Source organism: Exiguobacterium sp. ERU653 (genome assembly GCF_018617775.1).
GTDB classification, from domain to species: Bacteria; Bacillota; Bacilli; order Exiguobacteriales; family Exiguobacteriaceae; genus Exiguobacterium; species Exiguobacterium marinum.
The window spans coordinates 83,048-104,828 of the sequence record NZ_JACSKV010000002.1 but is presented as its reverse complement, the minus strand read 5'-3'; the positions used below and the strand labels follow the sequence as shown (position 1 = coordinate 104,828).

Sequence of the window (21,781 nt, the reverse complement as noted above, 5' to 3'; positions counted from 1 at the left end):
ATAAGATCAAACGTCCTTCAGGCGTTTCCTGAAAACGAATAGTTTGTTTCAGTATAGTTGATTTGTATCAAATATTCAAAATGCAGCCAACTATGTTTGAGGAAAAGGGAAATGCGGGAACTAAAACCGAGAAGATGAAGGAGGAATTGATATGGCAAACTATCCAGAGTTGAAAGGAAAAGTCGCAGTCATCACCGGAAGCTCGAAAGGTCTTGGTCGAGCGATCGGGGAACGCTACGCAAAAGAGGGGATGAATGTCGTCCTCAACTATCGAAGCAGTGAAAAGGAAATGGAAGAGGTCATCCGGGGAATCGAAGCGGGTGGCGGGAAAGCGGTCGCCGTGAAAGGAGATGTCTCTGAAGAAGGGCTTGCGGAGAAGATGATTGAGAAAGCCATCTCTGAATTCGGGAAGATGGATCTTTTCGTCAACAATGCCGGTGTACAAGTCGAAGCGAAGACGCATGAAATGGAATTCGATAACTGGAAACAGATTATCGACGTTAACTTGAACGGGACATTCCTTGGCGTTCGTGCCGCTTTGAAATACTTTGTTGAACATGAAATCGAGGGCAATATCATCAATATGTCTTCTGTTCATGAGGTCATTCCACGACCTGGCTATACACATTATGCAGCAAGTAAGGGTGGCGTGAAAATGTTCACGAAATCAGTCGCTCTCGAATACGCACCGAACCATATTCGCGTCAATGCGATCGCGCCAGGTGCAATCGACACGCCAATCAATGAAGAGACGATGAACGATCCGGAAGAAAAAGAGGGGTTAGAGGCTCTCATCCCATCACATGCGATTGGGAAGCCGGAGCAAATCGCTGCCGTTGCCGCTTGGCTCGCATCAGATGAATCGTCCTATGTGACAGGGACAACAATCTTTGCTGATGGTGGGCTTTCGCTCTATCCATCATTCGGTCCAGAGAACAAAGTACAGTAAACAAGAGGGTGCGATGTCGCACCCTCTTGTTGTTTAACTACTCATTTGATTCGATAGATCCATTTTTGGGAGACTCACGGTGAAAATGGAACCTTTGCCGATGTTTGATGTGGCGTGGATTGCACCACCATGACCCTCTGCAATTTCTTTACAAATCGCGAGCCCGAGACCCGTGCCCCCAATTTTACGACTTGCGGAATTGTCGACGCGATAGAACTTGTCAAACAGCTTCGGCAGCGCCGTCTGAGGAATTCCGATTCCATGATCTTCAATCGAAATATCAATCCAGTCGGGTCGTTCACATGCGACACGAACATTGATATCGCCACCCTTTGGAGAATACTTGACTGCGTTATGCAGCAAATTCGTAAATAGCTGTCCAAGTCGTGTCCGGTCTCCGTATACATAGACATCTTCCTGACAATCAAACGTGATGCGATGGTGTTGGCTCGATCCTTGGTGCACCGTGATGGCCTGTTCGAGAATGACGGATAGACGTTCTGGTTCGTTATGGTACGTCTGTTTGCCAGACTCCATCCGCTGCACATCAAGCAAGTTTGAAATCAAGTCTTCGAGACGCAATGTCTCTTGATGAATCATTCCTAAATATTTTTCGGAACGTTCAGGAGACAGTTTACGGAAACGAAGTAGTTCTGTGAAACCGATGATACTTGTGAGCGGCGTACGGAGTTCGTGAGATACAGTTGACACAAGCTCGGTTTTCAGGCGATCGACTTCAGTCTCATGTGTCACATCACGGAAGACAAGCATCGTACCGTGGCGTGTCCCTCTCAAGTAAACCTTCTCCGCATACATTTGAATGAAGCGCTCTTCTTGATTCATCGAGAACGTGACGCTCTCTTCTTTACACTGTCCATCGAATGACCGTTCCATGAAGGCGAAAAACGCATCCTTTTGGTCGACCTGGAGGCCGAGTTCTTCTAGACTCACATCTAATCGATATAAATCGACTTCATTTCGTTTCGTAATCGGTTGATTAAACAAGACGAAGAGTGCCTGATTGGCTACTTTTTCTTTTGTTGTGTGCTCCACATAGATGACAGCATCCCGAATCGAGTGGAGGAGACGTGCTGTCTTTTCACGTTCTTCCTCGATTCGATGACGTTGTGTCGTGAGTGACGAAGCCATCTGGCGGAAAGATGTCGTCAATTGCCCGACTTCATTTTTAGATTGAGCAGTTGCCGGGATGACCGGCTGTCGCTCTCCAGCAAGACGCTTACTATTTTCAATCAACTCCTGAAGTTGCCCTGTCAATCGTCTGACGTAAGGACGGGCAACGATGAAGAGAATGAATAAAACACCGAGTAAAGAAAGAAGCCAAAGTGCCTGTGCCCATTTTGTATGGGTCGCAAGTTGGGCACGGAGGGCGTCCTCCTCTGCGTTCAGTGAGTTCCGGTATTTCGTGAAGACGCTCTCCATATCGACAATGCTCGCGCTCATATCTGCAGCACTTTTCGAATTGATTTTGAATTTACGATCCGTCGGCGGTTCTTTTTGTGGATTTACTTTCCCGAGTGTCGGCATTTTCAAGAAAGGCTCGGTGACACTTCCGCTCCGCTTTCCTTCTACATAACGTTCAAGGCTCGGCATGACGCGTTCCTGATAAGCGACAAACAGCGTACGAGCATCTCCCGCGTACGTTTTTTCCTTATCGGTCACGGCGTTCTGTTCGAACCAAGTCGTCTGTTCGTCAATCAAGACTTGCTTTTCTTGGACGCGCTCTAACATCGCGTCGTCCCCGAGGATAACGTATCCACGCATTTCATATTGCATCGACTGCCATGTCTCGAACAATTCGGTCGCATTCGTGCGCCGTTCACTAATGTTCTCGAGCGATGATGTCGTCTGTTCGATTTGGTTTTCCGTATACACATATACGGCAAGAGACGTGAGGAGAATCAGTCCGATGAATAAGTAGAAGACGAATAAAAATTGTCTTCCAATCTGTTGGTCAATCCATGACTTCATAAAGACCATTCCTTCCTGGAATGATGAACATTCCGGCTGTGACAAATATCCTACGAGTGTCATTCTTTCATTGTACAGATTCGTTTCCTCAGATGCTATATATTAAGAAATTAGGGGAATACTCACTATTGTTTATTGAATAGTAGTAAATGATGTGCTATTGTTCTATGTATAGTAGGGGGTGGGATCATGAATCCTCAATTCAAAAAAGGTGTGTTGAATCTTTGTGTACTTGCGCTTGTGGCAGAACAAGACCGCTACGGCTATGAACTCGTTCAAGCGATTTCGGCCAAAGTGGCCATTTCGGAAGGTGCTGTTTATCCATTGTTACGTCGACTGACGACAGATGGCTATTTCACGACGTATTTAACGGAGTCCGGGGAAGGGCCACCGCGAAAGTATTATCAGATTACGGAACAAGGGAAAACACATTTGACTGAGTTGCGAGCGGAATGGGATGTATTCACAAACGGCGTCAATGACTTAATCCGAGGGGGAGACGACAGATGAATGAAGAACAGTACTTGTCAGAGCTTGAGCAATTATTGATGAAAGTAAAGGTGAAGGATCGCCTCGATATATTACGAGATGTGTCCGAGTATTTCTCGAGCGGCCGATTAGAAGGAAGAAGTGATGAAGAGATGGCACGCGAGTTAGGGGAACCGAGCATACTCGCCTCGGAACTGCTCGCCTCCGTCGATTTTGAAGTATCGGAGTCGACACGACCACCCGCGGTTGTTAAAAGTTCGACGGTAGCCTTTCAAAGTGTCCTCATTCAAGTACAAAATGCGCAAGTGTTCGTCACTCCATCACAAGATGGCTATGCTTACGCAACGCTCGAAACAGAGACGGATCATGGGGTCGCGATGGACATCGTTGGGGACACACTGGAGATTCGAATCGAATCAGAACGTCGTTTTGGTCTATCTGATCTATTTTCGTGGTTCGGGTCGAAAGCACCGGTGCTTCGGGTTGAATTGCCACATCACGCCTATCATCAAATTCAATTGAAAAATCGCCACGGTTCGAGTGATGTACAGGACCTCCAAGCGGAACGATTACATGTCGAAAGTGAGAACGGTCGAGTCGTCGCGCATCAGATTCAAGCGAAACACGGTTTACTGTGCACCTCGAACGGAAAAGTGCTTGCGTCGAGTTGTCACGGTCATGATTGGGAGCTTCACTCCTCAAATGGTCGTGTCGAAGCGAAACACTCTCGACTGGAGCACATCAACATCCATTCGTCGAACGGTCGAATCGATATCAATCACGTCACGGGGGCGATTGATGCCAAAACGTCAAACGGACGGATTGACTGTTCCGTACAAGCGATTCAAGCACCGATTCGGTTAAAATCGAGCAATGGAAAAATTGACTTACATGTCGATGAACGTCCGGAAGATGTGACGATTCGAGCGAAGTCTCGAAATGGTAAAGTTGATGTGTTCGGCGAACGATCGAAGGAATGCGTGTTTGGGGACGGGGCGATTGAAGTGAAGTTAACAAGTTCAAACGGAAGCGTCACCGTGTCATGATAAAAGTAGCCCCTCCATCAATCGATAGAGGGGCTTTCCTTATAAATCATGCACCAAAATATAGGCGACTCGAACAGGACCATGAACGCCGACAATGAGATTCATCTCGATGTCGGCTGAGTTTGACGGTCCAGAGATGAAATTGACACCGTTCGGGGAATGAAGGCCGTCTCGGTCTAGTGCGGCAAGTTGTTGTGCCGTTTGCGTCATGCGCGGAACAAGGACAGACTTCGGGATGATCGCGATATGGTCTTGTGGTAACAGACTGATGGTCCGTGATTTACCAGGTTTCGCATATTGGACGATCGTCGCACTTTCCGCAAACGCTGCATCCGCAATTGTGATTCCGATGTCAGCACGTATAGCCAAATCTCGACTCATTTCCGGTTGTGTCGAATCCCACCAAGCGAACGTCTCACTCGTTGAGGGTGCCCAAGCAGAAATCCGTTCATCGTTTTCCGCAAGGATGCGCGTTCCTTCATAGCGTTCAATCAAGAGACGGAGCGTATCATCAAGATGTTTCGATTCACATTCTACTAAATCGGTGTGGATTCGGGTCGCGACCATGCGAAACGTCTCGAGCAGTTCCTCTTCACTCACACCTTTTAACACGTGATCTTGTGGATGGTTCTTATATTCGCGTTTCGGTGGTGTGAGGTCAATTTCACGACCAAGTTGTTTCGCGATGCGTTTTAAAAAGTCTTCACGGTTTGTAATTGTTCCAGGATTCATCAGACGTTCCCTCGTTTCTTGAACCAATCTCGAACGGTCTGTTTATTTGGCTGTGGTAAGTCTTTCGAGTCCGTCCAAGCTGGTAGTCCTTTTTCAATCTGACCAGACGTGGCGAATGGTGATGACGCAAACGGTGCAACGTGTTCCGCTGCTTCAAATAAGAACGGACTCGAAGCCGTGACGGCAAATCCTTTCATCGCAATCCGCTCCACGAAAGGTGATTGTTTATTCTCTTCTACGATGACACGGCGGTGTTCGATCAACAGTTCATGTAGCGGAATCTTCACAGGACATGCCTCTGTACAGGCGCCACATAGACTCGACGCGTAGGGGAGTTCTTTGTAGTTCTCATACCCGTCAAGGAGTGGGGCCAAGACGGCACCAATCGGACCAGGATAGATGGAGCCGTACGCATGACCACCGATATGACGGTAGACAGGGCAGACATTGATACAGGCCGCGCAACGAATACATTGCAGGACAGATTGAAACTGTGTGCCGAGAATGCCTGATCGTTTGTTGTCGACGATGACGAGATGGAACTCTTCTGGTCCATCGACTTCCCCGACTGCGCGCGTTCCGGCGAACGTCGTGATATATGAAGTGAGTCGCTGACCGACGGCGCTTCGACAAAGCATATTGACGAGTACCTCGAACTCTTCATAGGAAGGGACGACGCGTTCCATCCCCATAACAGAGATGACCGTGTCAGGAAGTGATGTCACCATGCGTCCGTTTCCTTCATTTGTCACAAGCCCGACGGCTCCACTCTCCGCAATGGCGAAATTACAGCCGGTGATGCCGACTTCTGCCTTCAAAAAGTCTTTCCGTAATTCTTGTCGCGCATAGCGACCGAGTTCAGTCGGGTCGTTCGAGCCGATATATCCGTGAGCAGTGAACGTTTCATGCACAGCGTCTCGGTCTTTATGCAAGGCAGGGGCGACGATGTGAGACGGTGGGTCTTCGTCAAGTTGTAAGATCCATTCCCCAAGGTCGGACTCGACGACGGTACATCCTTCTTCCTGAAGCGCCTCGTTCAATCCGATTTCTTCTGTGACCATCGATTTTGATTTCACGACATGTTTGGCTTGTTTCGAGCGAACGACTTCCCGAATGTAGCGGTTCGCTTCTTCTGGTGTCTCTGCAAAGAAGACGCTCCCGCCGCGTTTTGAGACGTTTTCACTCAATTGATATAAGTAATAGTCCAGATGTTCAAGCACATGCTGACGAATCTCTTCCGAGTGGTCACGGAATGCTTCCCAGTCCCCGAGTTCGCCCGCAGCGTTCAACCGTCCATCGCGCAGTCGGTTTTGAGCCGAACTGACGGCTTGACGCATAAACGCATCCTCAATCCCGTCTTTCCGACGGTCCTGAAACTTCTCATCTAACCGAATCCCCATGCTCATGCTTGCTTCACTCCTTCATTTAAGACTTCGGCAATATGCATCACTTTAATCGGATGTCCTTGTTTATGAAGACGTCCACCGATATTCATTAGGCATGAAGCATCAGCTCCAATCAACACCTCTGCGCCTGACTGTAAGATGGACTCGACTTTCTCATCCACCATCTGGACCGACACATCAGGCATTTTGACAGAGAACGTTCCTCCAAACCCGCAACAGTTATGTACGTTCTCAAGTGGAATCATCGTCAGACCGTCGACGTTCTCGAGCAATTTCCCGGGAGCTGCTTCAATTCCGAGGAGGCGAGTCATATGACAGGATGCATGGTACGTCGCCTTACTAGGGAACTTAGCACCGACATCGGTGACTTCGAGCACATCAACGATGAACTGCGTCAGTTCGAACGTTTTGGCGGCGTGCGCTTCTGCGCGTGGTCCCCACATCGGGTCATCTTGAAATAAATGTGGATAGTCGCGCATCATCATGACACAAGATCCTGATGGTCCGACGATATACTCTGCATCTGCCTTCTCAAACGTTTCAATCATGTGCTTGGCGATTTTCTTCGTTTCCTCATGATAACCACTATTATAGGCGGGTTGTCCACAGCACGTCTGTTCAAACGGGAAAGTCACATCGCATCCTAAATGTTCGAGTAGTTCGACTGTCGCTTTTCCGACAGAGGGGAACAACGTATCAGATAAACATGTGACGAATAAAGCTACATTCGGCATAGTCATTCCTTCTTTCTTCTAAATAATAACGATTTCAACGTCATTATTTCATAAAGCGTAGGAAAGTGACAGAAAAATGGGGAGAAAAACTTATTTATTTGTAAAATACTGTTTAATTGATAACGCATCTCACTGAACCGATATTCATCTCTTTTCTGATATAAAACAGGGAAGGAGCACGTATAACAGAAAAGATCCTCGTCACATGACAAGGATCTTTTGTCTAACTTATAGGAAGAACATTTCCAAAATGAAGAGTGCGCCGAACAAGTAGATGAGCGGGTGAACCGTCTCTTTGTTCATTGCTTTGAAGATTGGGTATAAGATGAACCCGAATGCGATTCCGCGTTCGATGCTTCCTGACAAAGGCATGATCAAAATCGTCATGAACGCCGGGAAGTATTCGCTAAAGTCACTCCAATCGATGTACCGGACATTCGTCAACATGAGCGCACCGACGATGATGAGGGCAGGAGCCGTGATCGCCGCTACGCCAGAAATGGCACCGATGAGCGGGCTGAAGAAGAGTGTCAATCCGAACAATCCAGCGACGATGGCCGTCGTGAGACCCGTACGTCCACCTTGGGCGACACCGGCAGCAGACTCGATGTATGCCGTAGATGGGCTCGTTCCGACGAGTGATCCACCCATTGTAGCAAGCGAATCGGCAAAGAGTGCACGGTGACCATTCTCGATCGTTCCGTCTTCTTTTAAGAGACCGGCTTGTTTTCCGACACCGACAAGCGTACCTGTCGTATCGAACAATGTGACGAGGAAGAACGAGAGCACGGCACCGAACAAACCGTATTGAATGACATCACTAAATGCCGTCACGGGGTTGACCATGAGTCCCTCCGGAAGGGTTGGCATCGCCGTGACACCGTCGATTTTTAAGATATCCATGAAGTATGCCGCAATCCCGGTAAGTACCATCCCGATGAGTAAAGAACCGGGTACGTTTCGTGAGAAGAGGAGTGCTGAGATGATCAAACCGCCTAGTACGAGTAGAGCTTCTGGAGAAGACACGTCACCGAGACGCACCAAGTTCGCCTCGTCGGCGACGATTAAGCCCGATAACTTCAAACCGAGTGAAGCGATGAAGAGCCCAATCCCGGTCGTGATGGCATGCTTCAACGAAGTCGGGATCGCTTGAATCAACTTCGTTCGAATCGGAGAGAGCGACAAAATCAAGAAGAAGACGGACGAGACGAAGACGACACCGAGCGCGGCAGACGGGGCAATCTGCTCTTGGGCGACGAGCGTGTAAGCGAAGAATGCGTTTAGTCCCATCCCTGGCGCCACAGCGATTGGTAAGTTCGCATAAAACGCCATCAAGCCTGTCCCGATAAGGATAGCAATAATTGTTGCTGTGAAAGCTTGTGCGAACGGGATACCTGCGTCAGATAGGATCGCCGGGTTGACGACAGAGATGTACGCCATTGTGACGAACGTTGTGATCCCAGCGGTCACTTCTTGTTTAACATTCGTCCCATGTTGTTTCAGCTGAAAGATATTCATCGATAAAACTCCTTATTACAGTCTATTTCCGAACATTAATTGAAAAAAATGAGTAAATTAACGTTATCAACTTGATGACTATACAAAAATGTTCGATTCACGTCAATTGTTTTACGTAAAAAACATGGAAAATGAGGAATAGTAATAAAAAATGTTCGGAAATAAACTTTTCTAAAAAGATGCTTGCTCTGAAACGCGTTTCAGAGGATACGGTATAGACAAAGGGAGGGGAACCGATATGAAGCCGACAACGTGGAAGACATGGTGCAGTGGAATCGTATACGAGCTCGTCATCAATCAGTTGTATACACCGTTTGGAAAAATGTTGTGTACCCGTTTCCGTGAAGAGTTTCTTCATTTACCGTTAGAAGAGCGCTTCCGTCTCGTTCAGGCGATCCGTTGCCAAGTCGTCGAAAGAGGTGACAGTCAGCAAGCAGAGTGGGTACACTATATGCAAAGACTGACAAGTTGAGGTGAGACGAATGGCGAATATTCGAGATATCGCAAAGCACGCTGACGTTTCGGTGACGACGGTTTCGCGCGTCTTGAACGAGCATCCGTACGTATCGAAAGAAAAACGGGCCCGTGTCCATAAAGCGATGAAGGAGCTCGGGTATTTGCGGAATCAACAGGCGTTGACGCTGTCGACGGGGAAAACACAACGCGTCGTCGTCATCTTGCCTTACATGGATCATCCGTATTACGGTCTCTTCGTCAACGGGCTTGCGAAAGCGGCCCTCGAGCACGATTACCGACTCGTCATGTGGCAAACGGAGTATAAGCTGAGTGAAGAGCGGCAAGCGCTTGATCTATTGAAGCATCGCGAGGTCGATGGGGCGATCGTCTTGTCTCACGAGATGTCCTTTAAAGAAATGGAGACGTACCGCGCTTACGGACCGATTGCCGTGGCGACCGTCGGTGCACCAGAGACGATCTCATCGATTCATGTCGATCATTACGCATCATTCGTATCCGGTATTCGTGTATTACAGAGTCACGGGTATGAGCAGATTGGTATGATTTTGTCGAGAAGCCATAGTCCGAGTTCCCTTGCGCGTCAGCAAGCCTATTTCGATGAAGTAGACCATGCGCGTGAGCAATGGATTTGGACTGGGTATTTGACGAGCGAGGATGGCGTTCGGTTGGCTGAAACGTTCCTCTCTCAAAAAGAGCGTCCTCGAGCGCTCTTTTTCTCGTCTGATTATGTCGCGCTCGGATTTTTAGGAGAGATGCAACGAAGGCATATTGCCATTCCCGAAGAAGTCGCTATGCTCGGATTTGATGGGCATCCGATTGGTCGGGCGTTCGGACTGTCGACGATGCTCTCTCCGAATGAACAGATTGGCAGGCGTTTATTTGAAACGACGCTTGCCGAGATGAACGGTGCTCAACCTGAAACACATGGGATGACAGTCAGCTATCAAGTCGGGACAACACTTTAGGCAACTTCCTCGCTCGACTGTTTTGAAACGTTTAGAATGAAAGGAGTAGTCGAGAGGAGGAGATGTTATGAAGATTCAAGTAACAGAAGAAGCGCTCCAATGGTTCAAACAAGAGATGGAAGTCGAAGCGGGTCAAACGGTTCGTTTGTTTGCGAAATACGGGGGTTCGACAGACTTGACGCACGGTTTCTCCGTCGGGGTCATCACGGAAGAAGTGAACAATGCGGCCGTTGAGACAGAAGAAGATGGCATCCGTTTCGTCGTGGCGGAACAAGATGAGTGGTTATTCCAAGGCCAAGACGTGAAAGTCGAACTTCGCGAAGAAGAAATCGTCTTCGTACAAGCCTGACGTTTCAGTTTGTTTACGTTTGATGAAATATCGTTTCATGAAATCTAGCTTGGGGAACAGGTTACGACAAGTCAGATTTTCGAAAGGATGACGTGATATGTCAGACAAAGAAAAGCGTGAACAAGAAGAAAAAGAGAAGTTGAAACGAGATCAACCGGACATCTCCCACGAAGAGGATTCAAAAGGAGATCATTCCGACCTCGAAGAGACAGATGAAGACGAACAATCATAAGAGCCGACACGGCTCTTTTTGTTTGGGAATTGAAAGAAATGTCGTGGACGTTATAATGGATAAGGGAAAACTATTTAGTGAGGAGAATGAGATATGAGTACAGTACTAGTCTTCGGACATAAAAATCCAGATACCGATACGATCACGTCAGCGCTCGCCTATGCCGAGTTGAAGAAGAAATTAGGGATGGACGCAGAGGCAGTCCGTCTCGGTGAAGTGAACGGGGAAACACAATATGCACTCGATCACTTCCGCGTAAAAGCACCACGCTTGATCGAAGGCGTGAAAGGTGAGGCGGAAGAAGTCATCTTAGTCGACCACAACGAGTTCCAGCAAAGTGCGGACGGCATTGAAGACGTGCGAATCCTTGAAGTCATCGACCACCACCGCATCGCGAACTTCCAAACGGCAGACCCGCTCTACTATCGTGCGGAACCAGTCGGATGTACAGCGACGATTTTGTTGAAGTTGTATAAAGAGAATGGTGTCGACATTGCAGCGGACATGGCCGGTTTGATGCTTTCAGCCATCATCTCGGATTCGCTTCTCTTCAAATCGCCGACATGTACGGATGAAGACATCAAGGCAGCGAAAGAACTTGCAGACATCGCTAGCGTCGATGTGGAAGCATACGGTCTTGAGATGCTCAAAGCGGGTGCGGACCTCAGCCAAAAAACGATTGAAGAGCTCATCTCACTCGATGCGAAAGAATTCGCGATGGGTGACTATCGTGTCGAAATCGCACAAGTGAACACGGTCGACGCGAACGATGTCTTGAACCGCAAAGAGGAAGTCGAAGCGGCCATCTCCAACACGGTTGCAGCGAAAAACTTAGACTTGTTCGTATTCGCCATCACGAACATTTTGACGAACGATTCGGAAGCCATCGTCGTCGGACCAAAACCAGAACTCTTCGAACAAGCGTTCAACGTGACGCTTCAAAGCGGATTGGCGACACTTCCAGGCGTCGTCTCGCGTAAGAAGCAAATCGTACCCGTTTTAACTGAAGCGGCAACAAAATAAAAACTCGAAGCCTATGCCTCGAGCGGAGAGGCTGGGACATAACCCAGTAGATTTATAAGAAAGAGGCCCCCGTGAGCGACTTGTTCGCTCGCGGGGGCCTCTTGTCATTTTTATGGGTTCGTGCACGCATTTCGGACTAAACAGATAGGGGCGACCTCTGATAAAGTTAAAGTGACCAAACCATAACTTTGGAGGTGCCCCTATGTACAAAGAGTATACCATGAACCAATTGGTTTTGCCCCTAGATTTAGAAGTCCGGCTGCAGGAAAACGATATCGCCTTCGCCGTCCATGACCTCGTCGAACAGATCCCGGACGAGGCATTCGAACCGTTCTGGCGAACGACGGGCTGCCCGGCCTATCACCCGCGCATGATGATGAAAATCGTCCTCTGCGCCTACACACAGTCCGCGTTCTCAGGACGAAAGATCGAGGGCCTTCTCAAGGACAGCCTACGGATGATGTGGCTCGCCCAGGGCCACGAGCCGAGTTATCGGACGATCAACCGTTTCCGTGTCCATCCGGCCGTGTCCCCGATCCTGAAGGAGGCTTTCGTCGCCTTCCGGTGCCATCTCGTCGAGACCGGCGCAATCGATGAGGAGGCGATCTTCATCGACGGCACGAAAATCGAGGCGAACGCCAACCGCTACACCTTCGTCTGGCGCAGGGCGGTCGAAAAACACCACGCCGCGCTCGTCGAGAAGTCGAACCAGATGTACGACGAGCTGATGGCCGACCAGGTCATCCCTGAGATCGAACGGGAGAGCCCGGACGCGCTCACGGCCCAAGAGCTGGAACAAATCGCAGCGCGACTCGAGGAAACGATCGAGTCCATCAACGAGGAGATCAGCTCAACGACGGACGTCGAGGAACGGAAACGATTGCGTGCGGAACGTAAGAAGCCCCGCCATCTCCGCAAACAGGCTGCCGACTTCGCGGCCCGGAAACGTCGATACGAGGAACACATGGCCACCTTCGGCACACGCAACAGCTATTCGAAGACCGACCGTGACGCGACGTTCATGCGGATGAAAGAGGATCACATGAAGAACGGTCAACTGAAACCTGGCTACAACGTCCAAATCGCAACCGAAGGTCAGTACACGCTCGCCTATGACGTCTATCCGAACCCGACCGACACGAAAACGTTGATCCCGTTCCTCGACGAGATCGAAACCTTCCTCGACCTGCCCGCCTACATCGTCGCCGATGCCGGGTACGGGAGCCAACAGAACTACACGGACATCCTCGAGCGCCGAGGGCGCCAACCTTTGATCCCGCACACGATGTACCGGAAGGAACAGAAGAAGAAATGGCGCGACGACCCGTTCAACCTCGCGAACTGGGCATATGACGAGGGGACCGACACGTTCACGTGTCCGGACGGAAGAAAGCTTCCGTTCAGTCACGAGTCCCACCGAACCGACCGTGACGGCTTCATCCGTGATTTTCGTGTGTACGCGTGCGAGAGCTGCGTCGATTGCCCGTTCCGAGAGCTGTGCACGAAAGCCGAGGAAGGGAGACACCGCCAGGTCAGCGTGAACGGGACCTGGGAAGAACAAAAGAATATGACGAGAACGCTGCTTTCGGATGAGAAAACCGGTGCCGTCTATGCCCGACGCAAGACGGACGTGGAACCAGTTTTTGGATATCTGAAGGCCAATTTGGGTTTCACCCGCTTCTCCGTAAGGGGGAAACAGCGTGTGAAATGTGAGCTCGGCTTCGCCCTCATGGCGGTGAACCTACGAAAGTTCATCGCCAATGGCATCGGCGGAAGTACAAAGAAGGGGTCCGGCCACCGAAAATCGGTGACCGGACCCCTCTTTTTATCAAAATCTCTAAAACCGGCTAGTTATGTCCCAGCCTCTTTTGTTTTAAAAAAAGACCGGACAATAAAGTCCGATCTTAAGATGATTTTGTTTGTCTTCCGTATGTTCCGAGACGCCACAGCTTCTCAAACGGTCCGTAACGGTGATTTTTTAGCCACCACATCGAGAAGAACGATTGGGCAATCAAAATGGCGATGCTGAGGAATAGGCCTTCGGTTAAAGAAAGCGCCCCGTACGCCCCGAGTGCGATCACTGGCAAGACAATAATCAACGTATGTGTCAAATAGTTCGTAAGTGCCATCCGTCCGAGCGCTTGAAGCGGTGCGAACGTGCGACCTTTTCGAACGGCGACCGTGAACAGGCAGACGTATGTTGTAGCGAGTAACTTCCCGGAAATCCATACAGCTGCTGAGTTCGTAGACACATAAGAGGCGCCATCACCGTAATGATGCCAGATGATGATTCCCCAGAATGGTATGGCTGCAATTGCGCAGATGGCAGCAGTCCGGGTCAATCCTTGGATGCTCCAAGTCAGAAGCTTTCGTTCACGTCCGATGAAGAGACCGAGTAAGAACAGACCGAGAATCTCGATTCCGACAAAAAGTGAATTTTGAATCATAGTAAAAATCTCGTTGTCGAATCGATAGTCTAGCCAAGGACCGAAGCCTGAATTAAAGACCGTCGGGAACGACTCTCCTAAATACATGTATCCAAAAGCCCACTCTACATAGATAGGGGCAACGTTGAATAGTAAGAAATTTACAGTCAACAGTCCCCATGCCCACGTCAGAATGGCACGGTTACTCAATCCGTAAAAAAGAGGAAGCAATAAGCCCCACATCGCATACGTATGAAGGATGTCACCCGACCAAATCGCCAAGTGCGCGAGACCGAACAAGAAAAGAATCAAGATTCGGCGTATGTAACGACTGACCGAATCGCCCCGGGCGTAAGAGCGCTCGAGGAAAATCGAAAAGCCGATCCCAAATAAGAGGGAGAAAATCGTATAAAACTTCGTCTGCACGAACAAGTCGAAGAGGGTGCGGACGAATAAATCGCTTCCCGCATAGTCGGGGCGACCGAACATCCAGTCGCTCCCGAGCATGGTAGGAATATTGACGAGGAAAATGCCGCAGAGGGCAAACCCTCGGATAATGTCATACAAGATAATCCGTTCATTCGTTTGAATTGGGCCAGCCATACGACACGTCCTTTACTGAATTAGAATACTTTCGTCGTCCACGATTCACAGTTCCAGACGTCTGTGACGATATCCTCATAGAATTCTGGTTCGTGACTGATGAGGAGGACGCTTCCTTTGTACTCTTTCAACGCACGCTTCAACTCTTCCTTCGCGTCGACGTCCAAGTGGTTCGTCGGCTCATCGAGCAAGAGAAGGTTTGTCTCGTTATTAAGGAGTTTACAAAGACGAACTTTCGCCTTTTCCCCACCACTGAGGACCGAGATCTTACTTTCAATGTGCTTCGTCATGAGACCGCATTTCGCGAGCATCGCGCGCACTTGCTGTTGATTGAGTGACGGGAACTCGCTCCAAATTTCTTCGATACACGTGTTGTTACTCGTCGCCGCTTCTTGTTCGAAGTACCCCATTTCAAGAAACTCGCCGCGTTCGACTGTCCCTTCAAGCGGGTTGATCAAGCCGAGTAAGCTCTTCAAGAGTGTCGTTTTCCCGATTCCGTTCGCTCCGACGAGGGCGATCTTTTGACCGCGCTCCATCTGCAGGTCGAGCGGACGTGAGAGCGGCTCATCATATCCGATGACGAGACCTTTCGCATCAAAGATGAGGCGTCCTGACGTACGGGCCTGCAAGAAGCGGAATTCCGGTTTCGGACGATCTGCGCTCAATTCGATGACATCCATCTTGTCGAGCTTCTTCTGACGTGACATCGCCATGTTTCGCGTCGACACACGCGCTTTGTTTCGTGCGACGAAGTCTTTCAAATCGGCAATCTCGGCTTGTTGACGCTTGTAGGCGGCCTCAAGCTGCGAACGCTTCATCTCGTACACTTCCATGAACTTGTCATAGTCTCCGACATAGCGGTTCAACTCTTGGTTTTCCATATGATAGACCAAGTTGATGACGCTATTTAAGAACGGGATATCGTGCGAGATCAAGATGAAGGCATTGTCATAGTTTTGGAGATAACGCTTCAACCATTCGATATGGACTTCATCCAAATAGTTGGTCGGCTCATCGAGGAGTAAGATATCTGGCTTCTCGAGAAGCAACTTCGCAAGCAATACTTTCGTACGCTGCCCACCTGACAAATCCGTGACGTCCCGGTCGAGACCGACATCTAAAATACCGAGACCGCGTGCGACTTCTTCTACTTTCGCATCGATGATATAAAAGTCGTTCGAGTCGAGCGTCTCTTGAAGTTCACCGACCTCCGCGAGCATGTCTTCCATCTGTTCAGGTGTCGCGTCGCCCATCTCCATGTAGAGTTCGCCGATGCGCGTCTCCATGTCGATCAAGTATTGGAAAGCACCTTTCAAGACGTCACGAATCGTCATCCCGCGCTCGAGTACCGCGTGTTGGTCGAGATAACCGACACGGACGTTTTTCGCCCATTCGATTTTTCCTTCATCCGGTTGCAGTTTGCGTGTGATGATGTTCATGAACGTCGATTTTCCTTCACCGTTCGCTCCGACGAGACCGATGTGTTCCCCTTTTAAGAGACGGAAAGAGACATCGTTCAAAATAGCGCGGTCACCAAAGCCGTGGCTCAAGTTTTGTACCGTTAATATACTCATAATTCGTTTTCGTTCCTTTCAAAGTAAACTACCCGATATTGTAGCATGAATCCAATCAAATTAGTACGCCAGTCCGACTGACTCCCGTACGTGTTCATGTTCTTCAATCGTATGAAGCATGAACTGGGCGACATCTGCCCGGGAGATGTGCTTCCCGTTCTCTGGCACTTCATCGATGGCCGTGCGATAAGTCGAGGTGCGAGGGCCGTCCGTCAATTGCATCGGTCGTACAATCGTATAATCGAATGACGAATTGCGCCATAAGTTCACGGCTGCTCGATGATCGCGGAGCGGCTTCCGAAGCATGAACGTAATGGCCTTTCCGGCAAGTCCAGGAATTTCATTGTCAATCCCCGCTGAAGCGAGATAGACGATACGTGAGATAGTGTTCGATTTCATCGCGGGGACGAGCTTGTCCGTGACACTCGCTAAAAAGTCAGGGTCGCTCAAATCCGTTCCGAGACAACTGACGACTGCGTCGTGACCGTGCATCGCTTCCGTCAATGCGTCGACATCATATAAGTCGCCTTCGATGATTTCAAGTTGTGGGGTCCGAATCAGCTTTTTCTGTTCACGAACGAATGCGGTGACATCATGACCGTGCTCGATAGCTTGATCGATGAATTGATGTCCGGTCCGACCGGTTGCGCCTAATACGAATAACTTCATACGGGCAGGGCTCCTCTCTCATATCCAATAACTACAGTATACAGCAGTTTCAGAAAAATCGAACATTTCACCGTTTGATTCTAACCTATTGCATTTCTCGTCAGCTTGTCTACAATAAGGTCTATCTTATATAAATAGATTCGCACTCGTATATCAGCGGAAATATGGTCCGCAAGTCTCTACCGAACTACCGTAAATGGTTCGACTACGGGTGGCGCTTGTCGTATGCTATCGTTGATTTCCATGCGGTTCGTTGCCTCCCGATGAGGGGTGACGAATCGCATTTTTTATTGGAGGGGAAAACAATGAAGCAGTTAGAAGACAAAATCCGTGAAGAAGGTCGGGCCTTATCCGACCAAGTGTTGAAAGTCGACGCCTTCTTGAATCATCAAGTCGACCCGGTACTCATGCAAGCCATCGGTAAAGAATTCGCAGAACGTTTCAAGGACGCCAACATCGACCGCATCGTCACACTCGAATCGAGTGGGATTGCGCCGGCGATGATGACGGCGCTTGAGATGGGTATCCCGTTCGTATTCGCGCGTAAACGGAAATCGCTGACACTCCAAGATGATCTCGTGGAAGCGGACGTCTATTCGTTCACAAAACAAGAGACGAATCGGATCAGTTTGAGCCGACGCTTCGTCTTACCAGGCGAACGTGTTCTCGTCATCGATGACTTCCTTGCGAACGGGGAGGCGGCACTTGGTCTGACACACCTCGTGGAAGCGGCAGGTGCAGAGGTCGCAGGGGTTGGGATTGTCATCGAGAAGTCATTCCAACCAGGGCGCGATAAATTGATCGAGCGTGGCTATCGCGTCGAATCGCTGGCACGCATCGCGAAATTAGAGAAAGACCACATCTCGTTCGTGGAGGTCGTTCGATGAATACGTTCAAGACGGCAAGTCTCGGATTTCAGCATCTACTCGCGATGTACACGGGAGCGGCAATCGTTCCACTCATCGTCGGTGGTGCCATCGGGCTTGGTCCAACCGAACTCGCCTATCTCGTCGCAATTGATTTATTCATGTGTGGGGTAGCGACGTTACTACAAGTATGGACGACACGCTTCACCGGTGTCGGATTGCCGGTCGTCCTCGGATGTACGTTCACAGCAGTCGGTCCGATGATCGCTATCGGGAGCGCAAACGGGATCACGGCTATTTATGGCGCGTTGATTGCGAGCGGACTCATCGTCATCCTCATTTCTGGCTTTGTTGGCAAACTTGCACGCTTCTTCCCACCGGTTGTGCTCGGTTCGGTCGTGACAATTATCGGTCTCTCGCTAATTCCGGTTGCGATTAATGACATCGGTGGCGGGATGCCGGGTGAACCTGGGTTCGCATCCATGCAGAATCTCGGATTAGGTGGTTTAACGATTTTACTCATTCTAGTCTTGAATCGTGTCGGGACCGTCTTCACACGGGCCGCTGCCGTTCTCTTTGCCGTACTGATTGGAACGGGGGTCGCCGCTTCACTCGGGCTCGTCGACTTCAGTCCTGTCCGTGAGGCGGGTTGGTTCCAAATGGTCCAGCCGTTCTACTTCGGCATGCCGACATTCGACGTGTCCGCCATCCTCGTCATGACGCTCGTCGCCATCATCTCGATGATTGAATCGACCGGTGTATTCTTGGCGCTCAGCGATATCACGAAAAAGCCAATCGGTGTGAACGAATTGACGAAGGGGTATCGTGCGGAAGGCGTCGCGACGATTCTCGGAGGGATTTTCAACAGTTTCCCGTACACGACGTTTAGTCAAAACGTTGGACTCGTCCAATTGTCAGGTGTGAAATCACGGCGTGTCATCTTTTGGACAGGTGGGTTGCTCATCTTGCTCGGCTTCCTTCCGAAAGTCGCTACGTTCACGACATTGATTCCAAAACCAGTGCTTGGGGGGGCGATGCTCGTCATGTTCGGAACAGTCGCCGCTTCTGGAATTCGGATTCTGAGCCAGGTCGACTTTTCGAAAAACGAGAACTTGATCACCATTGCCCTCTCAATCGGTGTCGGACTCGGGATTACGGCAAACCCGGCTATCGTCGCAAACATGCCGGAATGGCTTCAGTTGTTCACAGATAGCGCCATCGTAGCAGGTTCGTTCACAGCGCTCCTCTTGAACGGGTTCTTCCGTACGATGGACCGTTATCGTCCCACGACGATCATTGCCGAAGAACGACAAGTCAGCTAGACTGAAGGAAATAGTAGTCTAGGAGGAGTCATAGATGGGGAAAACTGCACTTGTCGTAGGCGCGACCGGCTTGATTGGCCGCGAATTGGTTGAACAGTTGTTAGAAAGTGACCGTTATGATGCGGTCTGGATTGTCGTCCGACGCTCAAAGCGTTGGAGTCATCGGAAGCTACATGAGGTCGTCGGATTCGAGGAGATGGATGCAGCGCTTCCACAGATCGACGACGTGTACTGTGCACTCGGCACGACGATTGCGGTAGCAGGCTCGCAGGAAGCGTTCAAACAAGTTGATTTAGAATTACCACTTGAAGTTGCTCGTGTCGCCAAGGCACATGGTGCGACGCGCTATGCAGTTGTATCGGCACAAGGTGCATCGTTGCGTTCATCTTTCTTTTACAACCGTGTGAAAGGGGAACTCGAGAACGCGTTACGCGTCTTCAACTTCCGTCATTTGATTATCGCACGTCCTTCTCTATTACTCGGAGAGCGTGATTCTTTCCGACTTGGGGAGAAAGCGGCCGAGGTCATCAGTCGACCGTTCCAGTCACTTTTGCTTGAGAAGACACCGGAAGTCGCACCGATTCAAGCGCTGCACGTTGCACGTGCCTTGATCATGGCGTCTGAAGAAGGTGAAGGAATCGAAGTGTTGACGTCGGGGATGATGCAGAGGATGAGCCGATGAATCCATTGACGAAGAAACGAACGAAAGCGGTCTTGATTGACAGTGTCATCGCAGGGTTCGTCAGTTATGGCGTAGAACAACTTGTTCGAAAGAAAGTGAAGAGCGAGTTCGTACATGCGGTCGTGACACCGACGCTATTAACGTATGTGATGGAAGCTTGCCAAATGAGTCGAGGAGGACAAACAATCGGCTATAAACTGATGGGACTCGAGTTGAAAAATGATGACGGCACGGCTGTCACGGCGAAGCAGGCGTTACAGCGCGCCCTATATCGTGACACCTCGTCAGCAGTTCGTTATTGGAAAGACCGTGCGCATTTCGAACAAGAAGAAGGCGCCGTATTACCGCACGATGCCCGTTACCATATGCATGTACGTGAAAAGAACTGACCATAGGCCAGTTCTTTTTTTAATCCTTGATTTTACTTAAGATGGCCGTCGTTAAGGCAACAATTGTTCCAAGGACGAGTCCGTTAGAGAAGACGGTCGCAAGGAGCGGTGGCAAATCATTCATCGAACCAGGTGGCAGAAGCATTGCTCCGGCACCGATGACGAGCGGGAGACCGACCGTGAGAGAAGCCGTTGATTGTTTTAATTCAAAGGCTGCCTCATTGATTCCGATGATGATCATCGTCGCGATGAGCGGAGTCACAATCGCATAGCCGACAGCGGCCGGGATACTCGCAATCAACGAGACGAATGGACCGATGAGTGCTAACCCCATCATGAGGGCGTGAGCAATCAGATGAGGGGCGCGTTGGACGCTCTCCGTCGAAGAGAGGAATCCGGCCGTCCCTGAAATAGCGACAGGACCCGGTGTACCGAAGAGACCGGCCACGATTTGACTGACACCACTGGCGACACCCGACGCGGGAACGTTCCCTTTGATTTCTCGTTTTTCACGAGAACTGACGATGCGCTCGATCAACTTGATATTCGCGAGTACGTTCGTCATGAGAAGCAAGGTGATGACGAAAGCCGTCGGCAACAAGTTCCAATCCCACACCCAATTTCCGAACGGAAGCAATTCCGGTACGAGGAAGAAGGATTCCGAACGAACGATTGGATTCCCGAGGTTAAGTAAGTGAAACAAACCGAATCCGACGAATAGTGTCATGACGAGTCCATATTGCTTGAAGCGACTTTGCTCGAGCGTGAGTGCGAACAAGACGAGCCCTGCCGTCGCGACGGCTTGGACGATGTTGATCCCGTCTTCCGTCACCCCGAAGCCACCTTTAATGACAGCCCCTGATAATTGGAGGACGAGCAAAATCATATAGACGCCGAGCACTTGCGGTGTAAACAGGGAAAGCATGCGTCTCAAGATGCCGGTGACGGTCAACAATACGCCGATGATCCCGCTCAAGAACAACATAAAACCGAGTGCCTGCAGTGTTTCTTGCTGACTTCCGTATAGGGCGGGACCGATTGATGCGTATAGGGTGAAGACACCCCACCAAATGCCGGCGGGCCCTTCGAGAATCGGGAGGCGATGCCCGAGCATCGTCTGGACGATGCTAAAGAGTGCGAAGATGAAGAGTGAGCGGGATATGAAGGTCATCGTCTCATCTGGTGACAGTTCAAACAAGGCGGCGATGGAGAGTGGTGGTACAATATTTGTAGCTAAAATAAAAATAAACCACTGAATCGTCGTGGTTACATTACTTCTGGTCATGGTGTCCCCCTGATCATACTTTTTCTTATTAGTGTAACGTTATGATGAAGTGGATG

The 21,781-nt window shown here is 49.8% G+C and carries 21 protein-coding genes, 1 pseudogene and 1 riboswitch; of the genes and pseudogenes, 13 read left to right on the top strand and 9 right to left on the bottom strand.

Translation table 11 applies throughout. The features are described from left to right. Nucleotides 1-151 precede the first annotated feature (151 nt). Nucleotides 152-949 carry a glucose 1-dehydrogenase gene (locus KNO95_RS10540; RefSeq protein WP_214700906.1) on the top strand — a complete coding sequence of 266 codons (798 nt, stop codon included), beginning with the start codon at nucleotides 152-154 and terminating at the stop codon, nucleotides 947-949. Between the two features lie 33 nt (nucleotides 950-982). Here the strand turns inward: KNO95_RS10540 and KNO95_RS10535 are convergent, their stop codons facing one another. Further along, nucleotides 983-2,938 (bottom strand): ATP-binding protein, encoded by a 1,956-nt coding sequence (locus tag KNO95_RS10535; RefSeq protein WP_214700920.1) that lies wholly within the window; start codon nucleotides 2,936-2,938, stop codon nucleotides 983-985. A 189-nt stretch (nucleotides 2,939-3,127) separates the two neighbouring features. Between KNO95_RS10535 and KNO95_RS10530 the strand changes: the two genes are divergently transcribed. Together KNO95_RS10530 and KNO95_RS10525 are read left to right on the top strand one after the other, a co-directional pair. Next, a complete protein-coding gene (locus KNO95_RS10530) occupies nucleotides 3,128-3,448 on the top strand; it encodes a PadR family transcriptional regulator (protein WP_026824570.1) in 321 nt (106 codons plus the stop codon). Then, nucleotides 3,445-4,473 carry a DUF4097 family beta strand repeat-containing protein gene (locus KNO95_RS10525; protein ID WP_214878969.1) on the top strand — a complete coding sequence of 343 codons (1,029 nt, stop codon included), beginning with the start codon at nucleotides 3,445-3,447 and terminating at the stop codon, nucleotides 4,471-4,473. The genes KNO95_RS10530 and KNO95_RS10525 overlap by 4 nt, the downstream gene beginning before the upstream one ends. 39 nt (nucleotides 4,474-4,512) lie before the next feature. On the opposite strand, the gene KNO95_RS10520 is transcribed toward KNO95_RS10525, so the two are convergent. The 4 genes from KNO95_RS10520 to KNO95_RS10505 form a co-directional block, all read right to left on the bottom strand. Further along, nucleotides 4,513-5,205, bottom strand: coding sequence for a LutC/YkgG family protein (locus KNO95_RS10520; RefSeq protein ID WP_026824568.1), 693 nt, complete (start codon nucleotides 5,203-5,205; stop codon nucleotides 4,513-4,515). Further along, nucleotides 5,205-6,605 carry a LutB/LldF family L-lactate oxidation iron-sulfur protein gene (locus KNO95_RS10515; RefSeq protein WP_285800440.1) on the bottom strand — a complete coding sequence of 467 codons (1,401 nt, stop codon included), beginning with the start codon at nucleotides 6,603-6,605 and terminating at the stop codon, nucleotides 5,205-5,207. Before KNO95_RS10515 ends, KNO95_RS10520 begins: the two co-directional genes overlap by 1 nt. A gap of 2 nt (nucleotides 6,606-6,607) precedes the next feature. Then, a complete protein-coding gene (locus KNO95_RS10510; protein ID WP_026824566.1) occupies nucleotides 6,608-7,345 on the bottom strand; it encodes a (Fe-S)-binding protein in 738 nt (245 codons plus the stop codon). Nucleotides 7,346-7,573: 228 nt separating this feature from the next. Beyond that, a complete protein-coding gene (locus KNO95_RS10505) occupies nucleotides 7,574-8,857 on the bottom strand; it encodes an NCS2 family permease (RefSeq protein WP_214703822.1) in 1,284 nt (427 codons plus the stop codon). A gap of 244 nt (nucleotides 8,858-9,101) precedes the next feature. On the opposite strand from KNO95_RS10505, the gene KNO95_RS10500 reads away from it, so the two are divergent. The 6 genes from KNO95_RS10500 to KNO95_RS10480 all read left to right on the top strand — a co-directional run bounded on the left by KNO95_RS10500 (nucleotide 9,102) and on the right by KNO95_RS10480 (nucleotide 13,938). After that, nucleotides 9,102-9,335 (top strand): hypothetical protein, encoded by a 234-nt coding sequence (locus KNO95_RS10500; RefSeq protein WP_026824564.1) that lies wholly within the window; start codon nucleotides 9,102-9,104, stop codon nucleotides 9,333-9,335. Nucleotides 9,336-9,345: 10 nt separating this feature from the next. Then, the gene (locus tag KNO95_RS10495; RefSeq protein ID WP_214703656.1) at nucleotides 9,346-10,305 is read left to right on the top strand and encodes a LacI family DNA-binding transcriptional regulator; all 960 of its coding nucleotides are present in this window, start codon (nucleotides 9,346-9,348) and stop codon (nucleotides 10,303-10,305) included. A 67-nt stretch (nucleotides 10,306-10,372) separates the two neighbouring features. Then, on the top strand, nucleotides 10,373-10,654 hold the full coding sequence (locus tag KNO95_RS10490) for a HesB/YadR/YfhF family protein (protein ID WP_214703658.1): 282 nt from the start codon (nucleotides 10,373-10,375) through the stop codon (nucleotides 10,652-10,654). Between the two features lie 97 nt (nucleotides 10,655-10,751). Then, the gene (locus KNO95_RS14495) at nucleotides 10,752-10,886 is read left to right on the top strand and encodes a hypothetical protein (RefSeq protein ID WP_256441184.1); all 135 of its coding nucleotides are present in this window, start codon (nucleotides 10,752-10,754) and stop codon (nucleotides 10,884-10,886) included. A 93-nt stretch (nucleotides 10,887-10,979) separates the two neighbouring features. After that, nucleotides 10,980-11,909 (top strand): manganese-dependent inorganic pyrophosphatase, encoded by a 930-nt coding sequence (locus KNO95_RS10485; RefSeq protein WP_214878967.1) that lies wholly within the window; start codon nucleotides 10,980-10,982, stop codon nucleotides 11,907-11,909. Between the two features lie 202 nt (nucleotides 11,910-12,111). Beyond that, a complete protein-coding gene (locus tag KNO95_RS10480) occupies nucleotides 12,112-13,938 on the top strand; it encodes an IS1182 family transposase (RefSeq protein WP_251129392.1) in 1,827 nt (608 codons plus the stop codon). On the opposite strand, the pseudogene KNO95_RS14590 reads toward KNO95_RS10480, so the two are convergent. From KNO95_RS14590 to KNO95_RS10465, 3 genes and pseudogenes are all read right to left on the bottom strand, one after another. Further along, nucleotides 13,895-14,356 (bottom strand): annotated as a pseudogene (locus KNO95_RS14590) (DUF418 domain-containing protein); the annotation flags it as partial. The gene KNO95_RS10480 and the pseudogene KNO95_RS14590 overlap by 44 nt on opposite strands. 602 nt (nucleotides 14,357-14,958) lie before the next feature. Further along, complete coding sequence (locus tag KNO95_RS10470; protein WP_026824559.1) at nucleotides 14,959-16,512, bottom strand: ABC-F family ATP-binding cassette domain-containing protein; 1,554 nt, start codon at nucleotides 16,510-16,512, stop codon at nucleotides 14,959-14,961. A gap of 60 nt (nucleotides 16,513-16,572) precedes the next feature. After that, a complete protein-coding gene (locus KNO95_RS10465) occupies nucleotides 16,573-17,181 on the bottom strand; it encodes an NAD(P)-dependent oxidoreductase (protein ID WP_214703663.1) in 609 nt (202 codons plus the stop codon). A gap of 126 nt (nucleotides 17,182-17,307) precedes the next feature. Then, nucleotides 17,308-17,409, top strand: a riboswitch (purine riboswitch). A gap of 77 nt (nucleotides 17,410-17,486) precedes the next feature. Here KNO95_RS10465 and KNO95_RS10460 point away from each other — a divergent pair. The 4 genes from KNO95_RS10460 to KNO95_RS10445 are packed head-to-tail and all read left to right on the top strand — an operon-like array spanning nucleotide 17,487 to nucleotide 20,440. Next, nucleotides 17,487-18,068 carry a xanthine phosphoribosyltransferase gene (locus KNO95_RS10460; RefSeq protein ID WP_214703665.1) on the top strand — a complete coding sequence of 194 codons (582 nt, stop codon included), beginning with the start codon at nucleotides 17,487-17,489 and terminating at the stop codon, nucleotides 18,066-18,068. Next, complete coding sequence (locus KNO95_RS10455; RefSeq protein ID WP_214703668.1) at nucleotides 18,065-19,369, top strand: nucleobase:cation symporter-2 family protein; 1,305 nt, start codon at nucleotides 18,065-18,067, stop codon at nucleotides 19,367-19,369. Before KNO95_RS10460 ends, KNO95_RS10455 begins: the two co-directional genes overlap by 4 nt. A 34-nt stretch (nucleotides 19,370-19,403) precedes the next feature. Further along, nucleotides 19,404-20,051 carry an NAD(P)H-binding protein gene (locus tag KNO95_RS10450; RefSeq protein ID WP_214703670.1) on the top strand — a complete coding sequence of 216 codons (648 nt, stop codon included), beginning with the start codon at nucleotides 19,404-19,406 and terminating at the stop codon, nucleotides 20,049-20,051. Next, a complete protein-coding gene (locus tag KNO95_RS10445; RefSeq protein ID WP_214703672.1) occupies nucleotides 20,048-20,440 on the top strand; it encodes an RDD family protein in 393 nt (130 codons plus the stop codon). Before KNO95_RS10450 ends, KNO95_RS10445 begins: the two co-directional genes overlap by 4 nt. Before the next feature lie 19 nt (nucleotides 20,441-20,459). Here the strand turns inward: KNO95_RS10445 and KNO95_RS10440 are convergent, their stop codons facing one another. Continuing rightward, complete coding sequence (locus tag KNO95_RS10440) at nucleotides 20,460-21,725, bottom strand: purine/pyrimidine permease (protein ID WP_026824553.1); 1,266 nt, start codon at nucleotides 21,723-21,725, stop codon at nucleotides 20,460-20,462. Nucleotides 21,726-21,781: the final 56 nt, after the last annotated feature.

Bases quoted from the DNA above. Each gene is read 5' to 3' on its own strand.
- KNO95_RS10490 (WP_214703658.1), top strand. From the start codon at position 10,373: ATGAAGATTCAAGTAACAGAAGAAGCGCTCCAATGGTTCAAACAAGAG.
- KNO95_RS10510 (WP_026824566.1), bottom strand. From the start codon at position 7,345: ATGCCGAATGTAGCTTTATTCGTCACATGTTTATCTGATACGTTGTTC.
- KNO95_RS14495 (WP_256441184.1), top strand. From the start codon at position 10,752: ATGTCAGACAAAGAAAAGCGTGAACAAGAAGAAAAAGAGAAGTTGAAA.
- KNO95_RS10470 (WP_026824559.1), bottom strand. From the start codon at position 16,512: ATGAGTATATTAACGGTACAAAACTTGAGCCACGGCTTTGGTGACCGC.
- KNO95_RS10540 (WP_214700906.1), top strand. From the start codon at position 152: ATGGCAAACTATCCAGAGTTGAAAGGAAAAGTCGCAGTCATCACCGGA.
- KNO95_RS10465 (WP_214703663.1), bottom strand. From the start codon at position 17,181: ATGAAGTTATTCGTATTAGGCGCAACCGGTCGGACCGGACATCAATTC.
- KNO95_RS10495 (WP_214703656.1), top strand. From the start codon at position 9,346: ATGGCGAATATTCGAGATATCGCAAAGCACGCTGACGTTTCGGTGACG.
- KNO95_RS10525 (WP_214878969.1), top strand. From the start codon at position 3,445: ATGAATGAAGAACAGTACTTGTCAGAGCTTGAGCAATTATTGATGAAA.
- KNO95_RS10535 (WP_214700920.1), bottom strand. From the start codon at position 2,938: ATGAAGTCATGGATTGACCAACAGATTGGAAGACAATTTTTATTCGTC.
- KNO95_RS10520 (WP_026824568.1), bottom strand. From the start codon at position 5,205: ATGAATCCTGGAACAATTACAAACCGTGAAGACTTTTTAAAACGCATC.
- KNO95_RS10455 (WP_214703668.1), top strand. From the start codon at position 18,065: ATGAATACGTTCAAGACGGCAAGTCTCGGATTTCAGCATCTACTCGCG.
- KNO95_RS10480 (WP_251129392.1), top strand. From the start codon at position 12,112: ATGTACAAAGAGTATACCATGAACCAATTGGTTTTGCCCCTAGATTTA.
- KNO95_RS10485 (WP_214878967.1), top strand. From the start codon at position 10,980: ATGAGTACAGTACTAGTCTTCGGACATAAAAATCCAGATACCGATACG.
- KNO95_RS10450 (WP_214703670.1), top strand. From the start codon at position 19,404: ATGGGGAAAACTGCACTTGTCGTAGGCGCGACCGGCTTGATTGGCCGC.
- KNO95_RS10530 (WP_026824570.1), top strand. From the start codon at position 3,128: ATGAATCCTCAATTCAAAAAAGGTGTGTTGAATCTTTGTGTACTTGCG.
- KNO95_RS10515 (WP_285800440.1), bottom strand. From the start codon at position 6,605: ATGGGGATTCGGTTAGATGAGAAGTTTCAGGACCGTCGGAAAGACGGG.
- KNO95_RS10460 (WP_214703665.1), top strand. From the start codon at position 17,487: ATGAAGCAGTTAGAAGACAAAATCCGTGAAGAAGGTCGGGCCTTATCC.
- KNO95_RS10445 (WP_214703672.1), top strand. From the start codon at position 20,048: ATGAATCCATTGACGAAGAAACGAACGAAAGCGGTCTTGATTGACAGT.
- KNO95_RS10440 (WP_026824553.1), bottom strand. From the start codon at position 21,725: ATGACCAGAAGTAATGTAACCACGACGATTCAGTGGTTTATTTTTATT.
- KNO95_RS10500 (WP_026824564.1), top strand. From the start codon at position 9,102: ATGAAGCCGACAACGTGGAAGACATGGTGCAGTGGAATCGTATACGAG.